The sequence below is a fragment of the Pseudomonas sp. PVC-5-1 genome (assembly GCF_057444345.1).
Genome location: NZ_CM172024.1, coordinates 1,416,755 through 1,432,610 on the forward strand (window position 1 = coordinate 1,416,755; position 15,856 = coordinate 1,432,610).

13 protein-coding genes are annotated in these 15,856 nt (G+C 63.2%); 10 read left to right on the forward strand and 3 right to left on the reverse strand.

Annotated elements, in window-relative coordinates; all coding sequences use genetic code 11:
- The first annotated feature begins 13 nt into the window (after positions 1-13).
- On the forward strand, positions 14-799 hold the full coding sequence (locus AC2T3R_RS06515; RefSeq protein ID WP_015269299.1) for an iron-containing redox enzyme family protein: 786 nt from the start codon (positions 14-16) through the stop codon (positions 797-799).
- 118 nt (positions 800-917) lie between these two features.
- Here the strand turns inward: AC2T3R_RS06515 and AC2T3R_RS06520 are convergent, their stop codons facing one another.
- From AC2T3R_RS06520 to ubiG, 3 genes are all read right to left on the reverse strand, one after another.
- A complete protein-coding gene (locus AC2T3R_RS06520; RefSeq protein ID WP_015269300.1) occupies positions 918-1,658 on the reverse strand; it encodes a YciK family oxidoreductase in 741 nt (246 codons plus the stop codon).
- Between the two features lie 159 nt (positions 1,659-1,817).
- Positions 1,818-2,489, reverse strand: a complete 672-nt coding sequence (gene mupP, locus AC2T3R_RS06525; protein WP_024086445.1) for an N-acetylmuramic acid 6-phosphate phosphatase MupP — start codon at positions 2,487-2,489, stop codon at positions 1,818-1,820.
- 2 nt (positions 2,490-2,491) lie between these two features.
- Positions 2,492-3,190 carry a bifunctional 2-polyprenyl-6-hydroxyphenol methylase/3-demethylubiquinol 3-O-methyltransferase UbiG gene (ubiG, locus tag AC2T3R_RS06530; RefSeq protein ID WP_003260863.1) on the reverse strand — a complete coding sequence of 233 codons (699 nt, stop codon included), beginning with the start codon at positions 3,188-3,190 and terminating at the stop codon, positions 2,492-2,494.
- Positions 3,191-3,301: 111 nt separating this feature from the next.
- Between ubiG and mtnA the strand changes: the two genes are divergently transcribed.
- From mtnA to AC2T3R_RS06575, 9 genes are all read left to right on the forward strand, one after another.
- Positions 3,302-4,378, forward strand: a complete 1,077-nt coding sequence (gene mtnA / locus AC2T3R_RS06535; RefSeq protein ID WP_486744798.1) for an S-methyl-5-thioribose-1-phosphate isomerase — start codon at positions 3,302-3,304, stop codon at positions 4,376-4,378.
- 347 nt (positions 4,379-4,725) lie between these two features.
- The gene (gene gyrA, locus AC2T3R_RS06540) at positions 4,726-7,491 is read left to right on the forward strand and encodes a DNA gyrase subunit A (protein WP_085589990.1); all 2,766 of its coding nucleotides are present in this window, start codon (positions 4,726-4,728) and stop codon (positions 7,489-7,491) included.
- A 257-nt stretch (positions 7,492-7,748) separates the two neighbouring features.
- Positions 7,749-8,834: a 3-phosphoserine/phosphohydroxythreonine transaminase gene (gene serC / locus AC2T3R_RS06545; RefSeq protein WP_486744799.1), complete on the forward strand. Its 1,086-nt coding sequence runs from the start codon at positions 7,749-7,751 to the stop codon at positions 8,832-8,834.
- On the forward strand, positions 8,834-9,928 hold the full coding sequence (gene pheA / locus AC2T3R_RS06550) for a prephenate dehydratase (protein WP_013971453.1): 1,095 nt from the start codon (positions 8,834-8,836) through the stop codon (positions 9,926-9,928). Before serC ends, pheA begins: the two co-directional genes overlap by 1 nt.
- Positions 9,929-10,137: 209 nt before the next feature.
- Positions 10,138-12,345 carry a bifunctional prephenate dehydrogenase/3-phosphoshikimate 1-carboxyvinyltransferase gene (locus AC2T3R_RS06555; protein ID WP_258035637.1) on the forward strand — a complete coding sequence of 736 codons (2,208 nt, stop codon included), beginning with the start codon at positions 10,138-10,140 and terminating at the stop codon, positions 12,343-12,345.
- A complete protein-coding gene (gene cmk / locus AC2T3R_RS06560) occupies positions 12,342-13,028 on the forward strand; it encodes a (d)CMP kinase (RefSeq protein WP_013971455.1) in 687 nt (228 codons plus the stop codon). Before AC2T3R_RS06555 ends, cmk begins: the two co-directional genes overlap by 4 nt.
- Positions 13,029-13,152: 124 nt before the next feature.
- Positions 13,153-14,829, forward strand: coding sequence for a 30S ribosomal protein S1 (gene rpsA, locus AC2T3R_RS06565; protein WP_003252673.1), 1,677 nt, complete (start codon positions 13,153-13,155; stop codon positions 14,827-14,829).
- Positions 14,830-15,186: 357 nt separating this feature from the next.
- A complete protein-coding gene (ihfB, locus tag AC2T3R_RS06570; RefSeq protein WP_013971456.1) occupies positions 15,187-15,486 on the forward strand; it encodes an integration host factor subunit beta in 300 nt (99 codons plus the stop codon).
- A gap of 19 nt (positions 15,487-15,505) precedes the next feature.
- On the forward strand, positions 15,506-15,769 hold the full coding sequence (locus AC2T3R_RS06575) for a lipopolysaccharide assembly protein LapA domain-containing protein (protein WP_012271042.1): 264 nt from the start codon (positions 15,506-15,508) through the stop codon (positions 15,767-15,769).
- The last annotated feature ends 87 nt before the right edge of the window (positions 15,770-15,856 follow it).

Sequence of the window (15,856 nt, forward strand, 5' to 3'; positions counted from 1 at the left end):
CAAGGAGCTGAAAGTGATTGACGCATTCGTTCGTATCGGGCCTTTGATGGATCCCGCCAGCTACCCCCAATGGGCCCAGCAACTGATTGAAGACTGCCGCGAGAGCAAGCGCCGGGTAGTCGAGCATGAGTTCTACGCGCGCCTGCGCGATGGCCAGTTGAAGCAATCGACCATTCGCCAGTACCTGATCGGTGGCTGGCCGGTGGTGGAGCAGTTCTCGCTGTACATGGCCCACAACCTGACCAAGACCCGCTATGGCCGGCACCAGGGCGAAGACATGGCGCGGCGCTGGCTGATGCGCAACATCCGTGTCGAGCTCAACCACGCCGACTATTGGGTGAACTGGTGCCAGGCGCATGGCGTGCACCTGCACGAGCTGCAGGCCCAGGAAGTGCCGCCTGAACTGAACGGCCTGAACGACTGGTGCTGGCGCGTGTGCGCCACCGAGAACCTGGCCATTTCCATGGCGGCGACCAACTACGCCATCGAAGGTGCGACCGGTGAATGGTCGGCGGTGGTGTGCTCCACCGACACCTATGCGCTGGGCTTCCCGGAGGACCAGCGCAAGCGGGCGATGAAGTGGCTGAAGATGCATGCCCAGTATGACGACGCGCACCCGTGGGAGGCGCTAGAGATCATCTGCACTCTGGCTGGCGAGAACCCGACACTGGGGCTGCGCAATGAACTGCGCAAGGCGATTTGCAAGAGCTACGACTGCATGTACCTGTTCCTGGAACGGTGCATGCAGCTGGAAGGGCGCCAGCAAGGGCGCATGCGCCCGGTGTTGGCAGCGGGCTGATCGCTCTCCTGTCCCGGCCTCTTCGCGGGCTCGCCCGCTCCCACAGGTATGGCGCAGTCCTCAAGGGCTGTGGTGATCCTGTGGGAGCGGGCGCGCCCGCGAAGAGGCCGGTGCAGGCTTACTGGGCGTTGAAGGCCTGCCCATTCACCCCTTTGCTGTCCGGCCCCATCAGGTACAGGTACACCGGCATGATCTCTTCCGGCAGCGGGTTGTTCTGCGGGTTTTCGCTAGGGTAGGCCTGTGCCCGCATCGCCGTGCGCGTGGCGCCCGGGTTGATGCTGTTGGAGCGCACCGGTGCCACGCCTTCCAGTTCATCGGCCAGGGTTTGCATCAGGCCCTCGGTGGCGAACTTGGACACGCCATAGGCGCCCCAGTAGGCCCGGCCCTTGCGCCCGACACTGCTGCTGGTGAACACCACCGAAGCGTCTTCCGACAGCTTCAGCAGCGGCAGCAGGGTGCTGGTGAGCATGAAGGTGGCATTGACGTTGATGTGCATCACGCGCATGAAGTTGTCACCCGACAGCTGCTCCAGCGGCGTACGCGGGCCGATGATCGAAGCGTTGTTCAGCAGGCCGTCGAGGCGGCCGAACTGGTCTTCGATCATCACCGCCAGTTCGTCGTACTGGTGGGGCAGGGCGGTTTCCAGGTTGAACGGGATCACCACGGGTTGCGGGTGCCCGGCGGCTTCGATCTGGTCGTAGACCTCGTTGAGATTGGCCTCGGTCTTCCCCAGCAGCAGCACAGTAGCGCCCAGCGCAGCGTAGGCCTTGGCGGCAGCGGCGCCGATGCCGCGGCCGGCACCGGTAACCAGGATGACCCGGCCTTGCAGCAGGTCGGGACGGGCGGTGTAGTCGAACATTGTGTATTCCCTATTTATGGCGCGACACATACCCTTGTGGGAGCGGGCGTGCCCGCGAACAGCGGCGAAGCCGGTGCCATCCACCTCAGAGCCTGCTTCGCGGCGGTTCGACGCATCGACGTGCCCGCTCCCACAGGGTCGGTTGTCAGCCGTTGCAACTCAGCAGCCGCACAGCGCGCTGTCGATCACCTTGCGCAGTTCCAGCGGGTGGTCCACCACCACATCGGCGCCCCAGTTGTTGGGGTTGTCCTCTGGATGAATATAGCCGTAGCGCACTGCCGCCGTGCGAGTACCGGCGTCGCGGCCAGACTCGATGTCGCGCAGGTCGTCGCCGACGAACAGTACGCTGGCCGGGTCCAGGCCGAGGGTCTTGCAGGCGAGGATCAGCGGCTCGGGGTCGGGCTTGCTGTTCTTGACGTGGTCCGGGCAGATCAGCAGCGCCGAACGCTCGGCCAGGCCCAGTTGCTGCATGATCGGCTCGGCAAAGCGCACCGGTTTGTTGGTGACCACGCCCCACAGCAGGTTGCCTTTCTCGATGTCGGCCAGCAGCTCGGCCATGCCGTCGAACAGCTTGCTGTGCACCGCGCAGTCGCGCTGGTAGCGCTCGAGGAACTCCAGGCGCAGGGCTTCGAAGCCCTCGGCCTCCGGGCTGATGGCGAAGGTCGCGGCGACCATCGCGCGGGCACCGCCGGAGATCACGTCGCGGATCACCTTGTCATCGACGGCCGGCAGGCCGCGCTCGGCGAGCATGGCCTGGCAGATGGCGATGAAGTCCGGCGCCGTGTCGAGCAAGGTGCCGTCCATGTCGAAGAGTACTGCTCGCAAACTCATGTTTATTCCTCGCGCAGGGTCTGGACCATGTAGTTGACGTCGACGTCGCTGCTGAGCTTGTAGTGCTTGGTCAGTGGGTTGTAGGTCAGGCCGATGATGTCTTTCACCTGAAGGCCGGCAACGCGGCTCCAGGCGCCCAGCTCGGACGGGCGGATGAACTTCTTGAAGTCGTGGGTGCCGCGCGGCAGCATCTTCAGGATGTACTCGGCGCCGACGATGGCCAGCAGGTAGGCCTTGGGGTTGCGGTTGATGGTGGAGAAGAACACCTGGCCGCCAGGCTTGACCATGCGGTAGCAGGCGCGGATGACCGAAGACGGGTCGGGCACGTGCTCGAGCATTTCCAGGCAGGTGACCACGTCGAACTGTTCGGGCATTTCCTCGGCCAGGGCTTCGGCGGTGATCTGCCGGTATTCCACCTGCACGCCCGACTCCAGCTGGTGCAGCTGGGCCACGGCCAGTGGCGCCTCGCCCATGTCGATGCCGGTGACCGTGGCGCCGCGCAGGGCCATCGCCTCGCTGAGGATGCCGCCGCCGCAACCCACGTCCAGCACCTTCTTGCCGGCGAGGCTGACGCGCTCGTCGATCCAGTTGACGCGCAGCGGGTTGATTTCGTGCAGCGGCTTGAACTCGCTTTCGCGGTCCCACCAGCGGTGGGCCAGCGCTTCGAACTTGGCGATTTCGGCGCGGTCGACGTTGCTCATTAGAACAGTCCTCTGAAACTTCGCAAAATTGCGCCGGAGTATACCCGAGCGCTCGGCCCCGAGGGTCGCTATAATCGCCGGCTTTTGATATCCGAACGACGGGGAGAGGCGATGCGCGAGCGACTTTTGGCGGCGGAGAAGGTGACCGGGATCCGCTGGCAGGGCGGCGTCCTGCACCTGCTCGACCAGCGCCTGCTGCCGTCGGAAGAGCGCTGGCTGGCCTGCGACAATGTCGCGCAGGTTGCAGCGGCGATCCGCGACATGGCCGTGCGCGGCGCCTCGGCCATCGGCATTGCCGCGGCCTATGGCCTGGTGCTGGCCCTGGAAGAGCGGCTGGCCGAGGGCGGCGACTGGGAAATGGACCTGGAGGAAGACTTCCTTGTCCTGGCTGAAGCGCGCCCTACCGCCGCCAACCTGTTCTGGGCGCTGAACCGCATGCGTGAGCGCCTGCAGCGCCTGCGTCCGGAGGAAGACGTGCTGGCGGCACTGGAGGCCGAGGCGGTGGCCATCCACGAGAGCGATCGCGAGGCCAACCTGACCATGGCCCAGCACGGTATCGAGCTGATCCGCCGCCACCAGGGCAACGCCCAGATCCTGCTCACCTATGGCAACGCCGGTGCTCTGGCCTGTGGTGGTTTCGGTACCGCGCTGGGGGTGATCCGCGCCGGTTACCTGGAGGGCATGGTCGAGCGGGTGTATGCCGGCGAGACCCGCCCCTGGCTGCATGGTTCGCGCCTGACCGCCTGGGAACTGGCCAACGAGGGCATCCCGGTGACCCTGTGCGCCGACTCGGCGCTGGCCCACCTGATGAAGAGCAAGGGCATCACCTGGGTGGTTGTGGGCGCGGACTGCATCGCCGCCAACGGCGATGTGGCCAGCAAGATCGGCACCTATCAGCTGGCGGTCAGCGCCATGCATCACGGCGTACGGTTCATGGTGGTGGCGCCGAGCACCAGCATCGACCTGAACCTGGCCACGGGCGAGGACATCCCGCTGGAAGAGCGCGCTGCCGACGAGTTGCTGGACATTGGCGGCACCCGCGTGGCGCCGGATGTCGAGGTGTTCAACCCGGTAGTCGACGTGACCCCTGCCGACCTGATCGACGTGATCGTGACCGAGCGCGGCATCGTCGAGCGGCCGGATGCCACCAAGCTGGCGCAATTGATCTGCCGCAAGCGCCTGCACTGAACCTCGCTGGCCTCTTCGCGGGCGCGCCCGCTCCTACAGGGGCACCACCACTCTCGAGTGTTGCGATATCCCTGTGGGAGCGGGCGTGCCCGCGAAGAAGCCAATGAAAATCCTAAGATTCAACCTCGTGTGAGGCCACCTGCCACATCTCCCCACCGCCCCCGCCTTTGTGATAACATCCGGCAGTTTCCAGGACCGCCCACCACGGCGGCCTTCATTGCGCAGATCCATGGCACAACTCATTGATTTGTCGTAAGTCGTCGCACCCTTATGCGCTGCGGCGGCGAGCTTCGTTCGGCCCTTGATGGAGCTGCGAAGTTTCACCAGAAAAAGGAATCAGGCTTCTCATGGGCGAACTGGCCAAAGAAATCCTCCCGGTCAATATCGAAGACGAACTGAGACAGTCTTACCTCGACTACGCGATGAGCGTGATTGTCGGGCGAGCGCTGCCCGATGCGCGTGACGGCTTGAAGCCCGTGCATCGTCGCGTTCTCTATGCGATGAGCGAACTGGGCAACGACTGGAACAAGCCGTACAAGAAATCCGCCCGTGTGGTCGGTGACGTGATCGGTAAGTACCACCCGCACGGCGACACCGCGGTCTACGACACCATCGTGCGTATGGCCCAGCCGTTCTCGCTGCGCTACCTGCTGGTCGACGGCCAGGGCAACTTCGGTTCGGTGGACGGCGACAACGCCGCAGCCATGCGATACACCGAAGTGCGCATGGCCAAGCTGGCCCACGAGCTGCTGGCCGACCTGCACAAGGAGACCGTCGACTGGGTGCCCAACTACGACGGCACCGAACAGATCCCGGCGGTCATGCCGACCCGTATTCCCAACCTGCTGGTCAACGGTTCCAGCGGTATCGCCGTGGGCATGGCGACCAACATCCCGCCGCACAACCTCGGCGAGGTCATCGATGGCTGCCTGGCACTCATCGACAACCCTGAAGTCACCATCGATGAGCTGATGCAGCACATCCCTGGCCCGGACTTCCCGACTGCCGGCCTGATCAACGGCCGCCAGGGCATCATCGAGGCCTATCGCACCGGCCGTGGCCGCATCTACATGCGCGCCCGCTCCGAGATCGAAGACATCGACAAGGTCGGTGGCCGCCAGCAGATCGTGGTTACCGAGCTGCCGTACCAGCTGAACAAGGCTCGCCTGATCGAGAAGATCGCCGAGCTGGTCAAAGAGAAGAAGATCGAAGGCATCACCGAGCTGCGCGACGAGTCCGACAAGGACGGTATGCGCATCGTCATCGAGCTGCGTCGCGGCGAGGTGCCGGAGGTGGTGCTCAACAACCTCTACCAGCAAACCCAGCTGCAGAGCGTATTCGGCATCAACGTGGTGGCCCTGGTCGACGGCCGTCCGCGCCTGCTCAACCTCAAGGACCTGCTCGAAGCGTTCGTGCGTCACCGCCGTGAAGTGGTAACCCGCCGTACCGTGTTCGAGCTGCGCAAGGCCCGCGAACGCGGCCATATCCTCGAAGGCCAGGCGGTCGCGCTGTCCAACATCGACCCGGTCATCGCCCTGATCAAGGCCTCGCCGACCCCGTCCGAGGCCAAGGAAGCCCTGATCTCCACTGCCTGGGAATCCAGTGCCGTGCAGGTCATGGTCGAGCGCGCCGGCGCCGATTCCTGCCGCCCCGAGGACCTGCCGGAGCAGTACGGCCTGCGTGAAGGCAAGTACTACCTGTCGCCGGAACAGGCCCAGGCCATTCTCGACCTGCGCCTGCACCGCCTGACCGGCCTGGAGCACGAGAAGCTGCTGGCCGAGTACCAGGAAATCCTCGAGCAGATCGGCGAACTGATCCGCATCCTCAGCAGCGCCGAGCGCCTGATGGAAGTGATCCGCGAAGAGCTGGAAGCCATCCGCGCCGAATATGGCGATGCCCGCCGTACCGAAATCCTCGATGCGCGCCACGACCTCAACTACGGCGACATGATCCCGGAAGAAGAGCGCGTGGTGACCATCTCCCACGGCGGCTACGCCAAGACCCAGCCGCTGTCCGCCTACCAGGCCCAGCGCCGTGGCGGCAAAGGCAAGTCGGCTACCGGGGTGAAGGACGAGGACTACGTCGAGCACCTGCTGGTTGCCAACAGCCATGCCACCCTGCTGCTGTTCTCCAGCAAGGGCAAGGTGTACTGGCTGAAGACCTACGACATCCCTGAAGCGTCCCGCGCCGCCCGCGGCCGCCCGCTGGTCAACCTGTTGCCGCTGGAGGAAGGTGAGCGCATCACCGCCATGCTGCAGATCGACCTCGAGGCCCTGCAGCAGAACGCTGACGCCGACGAAGAGCTGGAGGACGCGGAAGACACCGTGCTCGAAGGCGAAGTGGTCGAGGCCGAGGAAGTGGACGAGGAAGACGGCGACACCCCTGAATGGGTGGCCGAGCCGACCGGCGCCTACATCTTCATGGCCACCGCTTCGGGTACCGTGAAGAAGACCCCGCTGGTGCAGTTCGCCCGTCCGCGCTCCAACGGCCTGATCGCCCTGAAGCTGAAGGAAGGTGACACCCTGATCGCCGCGGCCATCACCGACGGCGCCAAGGAAGTCATGATGTTCTCCGACGCCGGCAAGGTGATCCGCTTCGCTGAAAGCGTGGTGCGCGAGATGGGCCGTAACGCCCGTGGCGTGCGCGGCATGAAGCTGGGCAAGGGCCAGCAGATCATCTCCATGCTGATCCCGGAATCTGGCGCGCAGATCCTCACCGCCTCCGAGCGTGGCTTCGGCAAGCGTACTCCGCTGTCCAAGTTCCCGCGTCGCGGCCGTGGTGGCCAGGGTGTGATCGCCATGGGCACCAAGGGGCGCAACGGTCTGCTGATCGGTGCCATCCAGGTTCAGGAAGGCGAGGAGATCATGCTGATCTCCGACCAGGGCACGCTGGTGCGTACCCGCGTTGGCGAGGTGTCCAGCCTGGGTCGTAACACTCAGGGTGTGACCTTGATCAAGCTGGCTACCGACGAGACGCTGGTGGGCCTGGAGCGTATCCAGGAGCCTTCCGAGGACGAACTCGATGATGTGATCGAGACGGACGAAGAGGGCGTCGAGGCTGAAGCGCCAGACAACGAAGAAGCTGCTGGTGCCGAAGAGGCCCCGCAGGAGTAAGCAAGCGTAAAACCCGAACGGGGCGACCAAGGTCGCCCCGTTTGACTGATCAGGCCAGGTCATTGGGGCCGCTGTGCGGCCCATCGCCGGCAAGCCGGGCTCCCACAGGTTCAGCGCGAGCTTCGGGGTTTGCGCAGTCCCTGTGGGAGCTGGCTTGCCGGCGATGGCCTGCAAGGCAGGCCCATGACAGGCGACACAGTTTTAGTTGGTCAGCACCGAATTACGATTTTGTACCATTTGGCAGAGCGAGAGTGGATGTGAGCAAACGAGCCTTTAACTTCTGCGCAGGCCCTGCCGCGCTTCCTGATGCTGTTCTGCAGCGCGCCCAGGCCGAGATGATGGATTGGCGTGGCAAGGGCTTGTCGGTGATGGAAATGAGCCATCGTAGCGACGATTACGTGGCCATCGCCGAAAAGGCCGAGCAGGACTTGCGTGACCTGCTGTCCGTCCCCTCCAACTACAAGGTGCTGTTCCTGCAGGGCGGCGCCAGCCAGCAGTTCGCCGAAATCCCGCTGAACCTGCTGCCGGAAAACGGCACCGCCGACTACATCGAGACCGGTATGTGGTCGAAAAAGGCCATCGAGGAAGGGCGCCGCTTCGGCAACGTCAACGTCGCCGCCAGCGCCAAGCCCTACGACTACCTGGCCATCCCGGGCCAGAACGAGTGGAAGCTGACCAAGAACGCTGCCTACGTGCACTATGCGTCCAACGAGACCATTGGTGGGCTGCAGTTCGACTGGGTGCCGGAAACCGGTGACGTGCCACTGGTGGTCGACATGTCGTCCGACATCCTCTCGCGCCCGATCGACGTGTCGCAGTACGGCCTGATCTACGCCGGCGCGCAGAAGAACATCGGCCCGAGCGGCCTGGTAGTGGTGATCGTGCGCGAAGACCTGCTGGGCCGCGCCCGCAGTAGCTGCCCGACCATGCTCGACTACAAGGTATCGGCCGACAACGGCTCGATGTACAACACCCCGGCCACCTACTCCTGGTACCTCTCGGGCCTGGTGTTCGAGTGGCTGAAAGAGCAGGGTGGCGTCGATGCCATGGAGCAGCGCAACCGCGCCAAGAAAGACCGCCTGTACGGCTTCATCGACAGCAGCGAGTTCTACACCAACCCGATCAGCCACAACGCCCGTTCGTGGATGAACGTGCCGTTCCGCCTGGCTGACGAGCGCCTGGACAAGGCCTTCCTCGCCGGCGCCGATGCCCGTGGCCTGCTCAACCTCAAGGGCCACCGTTCGGTAGGCGGCATGCGCGCCTCCATCTACAATGCCCTGGGCCTTGAAGCAGTCGAAGCCCTGGTGGCCTACATGGCCGAATTCGAGAAGGAGCACGGCTGATGTCCGAGCACGAACTGAAGGCGTTGCGCGTTCGCATCGACAGCCTCGACGAGAAGATCCTCGAGCTGATCAGCGAGCGCGCCCGGTGCGCCCAGGAAGTGGCCAAGGTCAAGACCGCCTCGCTGGCGGAAGGCGAAAAACCGGTGTTCTACCGCCCCGAGCGTGAAGCCGCCGTGCTCAAGCGCGTGATGGAGCGCAACAAGGGGCCGCTGGACAACGAAGAGATGGCACGGCTGTTCCGCGAAATCATGTCGTCGTGCCTGGCCTTGGAAGAGCCGCTGAAAATCGCCTACCTCGGCCCTGAAGGCACCTTCACCCAGGCTGCGGCCATGAAGCACTTCGGCCACGCGGTGATCAGCCGGCCGATGGCGGCCATCGACGAAGTGTTCCGCGAAGTGGCGGCCGGTGCCGTCAACTTCGGCGTGGTGCCGGTGGAAAACTCCACCGAAGGCGCGGTCAGCCACACCCTGGACAGCTTCCTCGAACACGACATGGTGATTTGCGGTGAGGTCGAGCTGCGCATCCACCACCACCTGCTGGTGGGCGAGAACACCAAAACCGATAGTATCACCCGCATCTACTCTCACGCCCAGTCGCTGGCCCAGTGCCGCAAGTGGCTGGACGCGCACTACCCGAACGTGGAGCGCGTGGCCGTGTCTAGCAATGCCGAGGCCGCCAAGCGGGTCAAGGGCGAGTGGAATTCGGCGGCGATCGCCGGCGACATGGCGGCCAACCTGTACGGGTTGACTCGCCTGGCCGAGAAGATCGAAGACCGCCCGGACAACTCCACGCGCTTCCTGATGATCGGTAACCAGGAAGTGCCGCCGACCGGCGACGACAAGACCTCGATCATCGTTTCGATGAGCAACAAGCCGGGTGCCTTGCACGAGCTGTTGGTACCGTTCCACCAGAACGGCATCGACCTGACTCGCATCGAGACTCGCCCGTCGCGTAGCGGCAAGTGGACCTACGTGTTCTTCATCGACTTCGTCGGCCACCACCGCGACCCGCTGATCAAGGCGGTGCTCGAGCAGATCAGCCAGGAGGCTGTGGCGCTGAAGGTGCTGGGGTCGTATCCGAAGGCGGTGCTTTGATCGAAGATTGCCGGGGCCGCTGTGCGGCCCATCGCCGGCAAGCCGGCTCCCACAGGGACCGCACAAATCTCATGGCATGCGCCGTACCTGTGGGAGCTGGCTTGCCGGCGATGGGCTGCAAAGCAGCCCCCTGCGGTCTCAAAGACTGTCCTGACTTCTGAACAGGGTTCGCACCAGTGGTAAAAGCAGTAACAACCAAACCCGCGCCAATCATCAACCGCCTGGTCGTGGTCGGCCTCGGCCTGATCGGTGGCTCGTTCGCCAAGGGCCTGCGTGAAAGCGGCCTATGCCGCGAAGTGGTCGGTGTCGACCTGGACGCCCCCTCGCGCAAGCAGGCCGTGGCCCTGGGCGTGGTCGATCGCTGCGAAGAAGACCTTGCCGCCGCCTGTGTCGGTGCCGATGTCATCCAGTTGGCCGTGCCGATCCTGGCCATGGAAAAAGTCCTGGCCCGCCTGGCCACGCTCGACCTTGGCGATGCCGTCATCACCGACGTCGGCAGCGCCAAGGGCAACGTCGTGCGTGAGGCGCGGGTGGTCTTTGGGGAGCGCTTGCCGCGCTTCGTCCCCGGCCACCCCATCGCCGGCTCCGAGCAGAGCGGGGTAGAGGCCTCCAATGCTGCCCTGTTCCGCCGACACAAGGTCATCCTCACGCCGCTGGCCGAAACCGACCCGGCCGCCCTGGCCCTGGTCGACCGCCTGTGGCGCGCGCTGGACGCCGATGTGGAGCACATGTCGGTCGAACGCCACGACGAAGTGCTTGCCGCCACCAGTCATCTGCCGCATCTGCTGGCCTTCGGCCTTGTCGATTCACTGGCCAAGCGCAATGAAAACCTCGAGATCTTCCGGTACGCTGCGGGAGGCTTCCGCGATTTCACGAGAATCGCCGGCAGCGACCCGACCATGTGGCACGACATCTTTCTCGCCAACCGCGACGCTGTCCTGCGCACGCTTGATACATATCGCAGCGATCTCGACGCCTTGCGCGACGCGATCGCTGAAGGGGACGGGCACCAGCTGCTGGGTGTATTCACCCGCGCACGCGTTGCCCGCGAGCATTTCAGTAAAATCCTGGCCCGCCGGGCCTATGTGGACGCTATGAACGCCAACGATCTGATTTTCCTGGCCCAACCGGGTGGCCGCCTGTCCGGGCGAATCCGCGTACCGGGCGACAAGTCGATTTCCCACCGCTCGATCATGCTCGGCTCGCTGGCCGAAGGCACCACCGAGGTCGAAGGCTTCCTCGAAGGTGAGGACGCGCTGGCGACCCTGCAGGCATTCCGTGACATGGGTGTGGTCATTGAAGGCCCGAACCACGGTCGCGTGACCATTCACGGTGTCGGCCTGCACGGCCTCAAGCCACCACCCGGGCCGCTATATGTGGGCAACTCGGGTACCTCGATGCGCCTGCTGTCGGGCCTGCTGGCCGGCCAGCCGTTCGACGTGACCATGACCGGCGACGCTTCGCTGTCCAAGCGCCCGATGAACCGCGTGGCCAACCCGCTGCGCGAAATGGGTGCCGTGGTCGAGACTGGCCCTGAAGGCCGCCCGCCGCTGACCATCCGTGGTGGCCACAAGCTCAAGGCGCTGACCTACACGCTGCCGATGGCCAGTGCCCAGGTCAAATCCTGCCTGCTGCTGGCCGGCCTGTACGCCGAAGGCAAGACCACCGTCACCGAGCCTGCACCAACCCGTGACCACACTGAGCGCATGCTGCGCGGCTTTGGCTACAGCGTCGAAAGCAACGGCCCGGTGGCCTCACTGCAGTCCGGCGGCAAGCTCACTGCTACCCGTATCGAAGTGCCGGCCGACATCTCCTCGGCGGCGTTCTTCCTGGTGGCAGCGTCCATCGCCGAAGGTTCCGAGCTGGTGCTGGAGCACGTTGGCATCAATCCGACCCGTACCGGCGTGATCGACATCCTGCGCCTGATGGGTGGCGACATCACTCTGGAAAACCAGCGTGAAGTCGGCGGCGAACCGGTGGCCGACCTGCGTGTGCGCGGCGCCAAGCTGAAGGGTATCGACATTCCTGAAGAGCTGGTGCCACTGGCCATCGACGAGTTCCCGGTGCTGTTCGTCGCCGCTGCCTGCGCCGAAGGGCGTACCGTGCTGCGTGGAGCCGAAGAGCTGCGGGTGAAGGAATCCGACCGTATCCAGGTCATGGCCGACGGCCTGATCACCCTTGGCATCAAGTGCGAGCCGACCCCGGACGGCATCATCATTGATGGCGGCCAGTTGGGCGGCGGCGAAGTGCATGGCCACGGTGACCACCGTATCGCCATGGCCTTCAGTGTTGCCTCGCTGCGCGCCAGCGCGCCGATCCGCATCCACGATTGCGCCAACGTCGCAACCTCGTTCCCCAACTTCCTGGCGCTGTGCGCCGAAGTGGGCATCCGCGTGGCGGAAGAGGGCAAGTCGTGAGTGCCCTGACGCCGGTTATCACCATCGATGGGCCAAGCGGTTCGGGCAAGGGTACGGTCGCCGGGCTGCTGGCCCGCGAGCTGGGCTGGAAGTTGCTGGACTCTGGCGCGCTGTACCGTCTGCTGGCGTTCAACGCCAGCAACCATGGCGTCGATTTGACCAACGAAGAGCTGCTGACCAAGCTTGCCGCCCATCTGGATGTGCAGTTCATCGCCGCCGAGCCCGGTAAGCTGCAACAGATCATCCTCGAGGGCGAGGACGTCAGCAACGTCATCCGCACCGAGACCGTCGGTGCCGGTGCCTCGATGGTTGCTTCGCTGCCGGCCGTGCGTGATGCACTGCTGGTGCGCCAGCGCGAATTCCGCGAGGCGCCGGGCCTGATCGCCGACGGCCGCGACATGGGCACCGTGGTGTTCCCGGACGCGCCGTTGAAAGTCTTCCTCACCGCCAGCGCGGAGGAGCGGGCGCGTCGCCGCTACCTGCAGTTGAAGGGCAAGGGTGAAGATGTTAGTCTGTCGAGTCTGCTGGATGAGATTCGTGCGCGTGATGAGCGCGACACCCAACGTGCAGTGGCCCCGCTGAAGCCAGCGGCCGATGCCATTCAGTTGGACTCTACCGAGTTGTCCATCGAGCAGGTGTTGCAACGTATCAGGAGCGAGATCGCACTGCGCGACCTTCTCTGATAGCCAGGAAAGCAGGCAGGGGCACCAGTCAACGTCCTGCCGGCTTTCCTTTACTTAAAACAAACCCACATTGTCTGGAATGTGGCTATGGGCGTCTGTTTCGCCCGAATCTACAGGAATTAAAATGAGCGAAAGCTTTGCAGAACTCTTTGAAGAAAGCCTGAAAACCCTCAATCTTCAGCCGGGTGCCATCATCACCGGTATCGTTGTCGACATCGACGGCGACTGGGTTACCGTACACGCTGGCCTGAAGTCCGAGGGCGTCATCCCGCTCGAGCAGTTCTACAACGAAGCTGGCGAGCTGACCATCAAGGTCGGTGACGAAGTTCACGTTGCGCTGGACGCGGTCGAAGACGGCTTTGGCGAAACCAAGCTGTCCCGTGAAAAAGCCAAGCGCGCCGAGTGCTGGATTGTTCTGGAAGCAGCTTTCGCCGCCGAAGAAGTGGTCAAGGGCGTTATCAACGGTAAGGTTAAGGGCGGCTTCACTGTCGACGTTAACGGCATCCGTGCGTTCCTGCCGGGCTCCCTGGTTGATGTCCGCCCTGTGCGCGACACCACCCACCTGGAAGGCAAAGAGCTGGAATTCAAGGTCATCAAGCTGGACCAGAAGCGCAACAACGTTGTCGTTTCCCGTCGCAGCGTGCTGGAAGCCGAGAACAGCGCCGAGCGCGAAGCCCTGCTGGAAACCCTGCAGGAAGGCCAACAAGTCAAAGGTATCGTCAAGAACCTCACCGACTACGGCGCCTTCGTGGACCTGGGCGGTATCGACGGCCTGCTGCACATCACCGACATGGCTTGGAAGCGCATCAAGCACCCATCGGAAATCGTTAACGTTGGCGACGAAGTCGACGTACGCGTTCTGAAGTTCGACCGCGAGCGCAACCGCGTTTCGCTGGGTCTGAAGCAGATGGGCGAAGATCCGTGGGTAGCTATCACTGCCCGTTACCCAGAAGGTACTCGCGTACAGGCTCGCGTTACCAACCTGACCGACTACGGCTGCTTCGCTGAGCTGGAAGAAGGCGTTGAAGGTCTGGTACACGTTTCCGAAATGGACTGGACCAACAAGAACATCCACCCGTCGAAAGTCGTTCAGGTTGGCGACGAAGTGGAAGTCATGGTTCTGGACATCGACGAAGAGCGTCGTCGTATCTCCCTGGGCATCAAGCAGTGCAAGTCCAACCCATGGGAAGACTTCTCCGGCCAGTTCAACAAGGGTGACAAGATCACCGGTACCATCAAGTCGATCACCGACTTCGGTATCTTCATTGGTCTGGACGGCGGCATCGACGGCCTGGTTCACCTGTCCGACATCTCCTGGAACGAAACCGGCGAAGAAGCCGTACGTCGTTTCAAGAAGGGCGACGAGCTGGAAACCGTCATCCTGTCGGTTGACCCAGAGCGCGAGCGCATCTCCCTGGGCATCAAGCAGCTGGAAGACGATCCGTTCTCCAACTTCGTTGCTGTCAATGACAAGGGCGCTATCGTCAAGGGCATCGTGAAAGAAGTTGACGCCAAAGGCGCCATCGTCACTCTGGCCGACGACATCGAAGCTACTCTGAAAGCTTCCGAAATCAGCCGTGACCGCGTTGAAGACGCGCGTAACGTCCTGAAGGAAGGCGAAGAGATCGAAGCCAAGATCATCAGCGTTGACCGCAAGTCCCGCGTTATCAGCCTGTCGATCAAATCGAAAGACGACGCTGAAGAGCGCGAAGCCATCCAGAGCCTGAAAAACGCTCCGGAAGCGGCTGCCGACACCACCATGGCTGCGCTGCTGCGCGAAGCGATGGCCAAGCAGAACTGAGTTCTGTTTGATCGGTAAAAAGGGCGACCCTCGGGTCGCCCTTTTTTTTGGCGTGGATTCAGGTTTGGGTTTGCGTTGTTCGTCGTGGGTTTTGTGGCGTCTGGCAGATCAAGCGGCGGGCGCGGCGCTGGATTTACCAGGCGATGCACCCCTACCGCCATACCCGCAGGCCCCCGGTGGCTGCCGGCCTGCCACCAATCATTCCAACCCTGCCAGCCCCCAAGAGATAGACCATTCCTGTAAAACTTCAATCTTGAATTTTTTTATTAAGTCAAGAACCACCCTGTTCAAATCCTTCCCAGCGTGCTACAAACTGGTTAAGCAATGATCTAGCTGCTTGATAACGAAGGGAAAAATATGACGAAGTCGGAGCTGATCGAACGTATTGTCACCCATCAGGGGCTGCTCTCGTCCAAGGACGTGGAGCTGGCCATCAAGACCATGCTTGAGCAGATGTCACAATGCCTTGCCACCGGCGATCGCATCGAGATCCGCGGTTTTGGTAGCTTCTCGCTGCACTATCGCGCACCTCGTGTAGGCCGCAACCCTAAGACCGGCCAGTCGGTCAGCCTCGAAGGCAAGTTCGTGCCGCACTTCAAGCCCGGTAAAGAGTTGCGCGATCGGGTCAATGAAGAAGAGCATGAGGCCCACACCTGATTCCACAAGGAGCAATCTGATGCGTAACCTCAAGCGCGCCCTGGCGGCGGTATTCGTGCTGCTGTTGGCGGCTGTGGTGTTGTTCTTCGTGCTGGAGAACCAGCAAGCTGTCTCGTTGGTACTGTTCGGTTGGGCCGCCCCGGCCATGCCGGTTGCCGTGCTGGTGTTGGCCGCCCTGGTCATTGGCCTGGCAGTCGGGCCGTTGCTGGGTGCCTACGGCGTGCAGCGAAGCAAACGCAAGATCAGGGCGTCTGCCCGTCAGGCAGCACTGAGCGGCAACTAAAGAAATATCCTACGCACTTTTAGGAAAGGCTCACCTATGCGTCAGTCGGCTGTCGTGGAGTAATAGCCCACTTCATTTTCGGCCCAG